At 49.1% G+C, this 1,977-nt stretch carries 1 protein-coding gene; it reads left to right on the top strand.

Features of this window, described 5'->3' with window-relative positions; genetic code table 11:
* A partial coding sequence (locus QZL67_RS06520) for a recombinase family protein (RefSeq protein ID WP_292920013.1) occupies positions 1-1,768 on the top strand: 1,768 nt, incomplete at its 5' end.
* Positions 1,769-1,977 lie beyond the last annotated feature (209 nt).

The following is a 1,977-nucleotide window of genomic DNA, read 5'->3' as shown; positions in this document are numbered from 1 at the left end:
CCGTGAATACGACGGCGGACACATTATGTACAATATGTCTCCGTACTCATTGTCCCGTTCTTTCCGGGACAAACCCTGCCGGGCAGTTATATATGGCCGTGCCTCAACAGAACACGAGGCCCAGGTCAAAGCCCTTCAGAATCAGATGCAATGGTATGATGATGTTGCTCGATTTCATCCTCAGTGGAATGTTATCAACCGCTACATTGACCAAGGTATTACCGGAACTCAGGTCTATAAGCGGGATGCCTTTATGCAGATGATGGAAGATGCCAAACAGCATAAATTCGATTTGATTGTCACTCGCGAGGTTTGCCGCTTCGCCAGAAATACGGTAGATGCTCTGGTCTGTGTCCGTCAGCTTGCCGCCATGGGGATTGAAGTCTATTTTGTAAATGATAACATTTGGACTCTTGACGGTGATGGTGAACTGAGGCTGACCATTATGGCTACTATGGCACAGGAAGAAAGCCGCAAAATCAGTGAACGCTCTCTTGCAGGACAACGGGTCAGCCGCGAAAAAGGCGTCCTCTATGGAAACGGGAACATTTTCGGATATACTAGGAACAAACTCACCAAGCAGTTCGAGATTGATCCCGATCAAGCGGAAACCGTAAAAATGATTTTTGACCTCTATGATTCCGGTATGGGTGAAACCTTGGTAGCAAAAGAGCTGACCCGCCTTGGACGCAAAAACGGGGTGGGTAAGGTCAAATGGGATGCTGGGAAGGTATCAAAAATCATCAAGCGTAAAAACTATTTGGGGTACACAGTTTACTGTCAGTCCTATTCCAACAACTATTTGGAGCAAAAACGGATCAAGCGCGACGAGAGTGAGTTCGTCTATGTAAAAGGCGGTTTTCCTCAGATCATTTCAGAGGAGCAGTACGAGCGGTGTAACGCCATTCGTCGCAGCAGGACCAAACGGCTGACGGATGAAAAAGGCCGCACGCGGAGTTTTGGTGTTCAGCAGGCTCAGAATGTATGGGGCAGAAAAATGAGGTGTCGTTGCGGTTCTCCCATGCTTCGACATCGTTGGAGAACCAATAATGCAGGAAAGCCTATCTATGGATATGAATGCAAGCGACACCATGATACCCCCCGCATCCGCCTTCAGAATGAACAAGGCAATCCAACACCTATCTGTGAGATCAAGCCGGTTGGACAAAGCAAGCTGGAACTGATGACCTCCAAAATATTTGAGAGGGTATGGGGAGACCAAAGAGAAATCGTCCTCCAGACCTGCAAAATGCTGGATGCTTGCTACAAGCCAGACGCAGATCGTCGAGCAGATTTGATGAAAGCGAAAGATGATTCTATTCAGTTGCTCCAACAACAGCTGGATGACTTGGTTGTGGTCCGTGCCCGTGGAGAGATTGAGCAGGATAAGTTCCTCCAGCGGACCATAGAAATTCAGCAGCAGATGGAGGCCCTTCGTCAGAGCAAAGCTCAAATTGCTTCAGAGGACTACAATCCCGGACGCCTGGATATGGAAGCCATTGAGGCAGCGTTGTGCGAAGCAGTTGAAATGCATGACGGTCTGGTAAGCGAGGATTTCATTGATCTCTTTGTTTCACAGGTTACACCACTGTCTGATTCCCGCTTTGCCTGGTGCTTGGACTTTTCTCCGCAGCCCACAGTTGCCTTTCTGAATTTAGCCGGTCAGAGGAAGTACACGACCTGCTCTATGGATAGCAAATTACACTTTGGTCCTTTTGCTGATGAGGAGGGGCACACCATCCCTTTTCCGGGCAGCCTGCGTCAGTGAGCTGCCCGGACAGCTCTAATTCAAAATGTACATCGTTATATACACAAGGTATGTACGGCGCAGGCTGCCATCAAGGACATGAAGTAAGCCTTCTTCCCTTGTTTTTACAAAAAGCCCCGCCGATTGGCGGGGCTTTTTTGTCGGCCGCCTCCGATCTCTCCGGCAGGCAGCTTGGAAGTGGCCGCTTCCATTTTCCCGGCACTGAAAAA

The sequence above is a fragment of the Oscillibacter sp. CAG:155 genome, assembly GCA_000436875.1.
GTDB lineage: Bacteria > Bacillota > Clostridia > Oscillospirales > Oscillospiraceae > Oscillibacter.
Note: the sequence above shows the minus strand (reverse complement) of the source record. Positions and strands in the feature narration are given on the sequence as shown.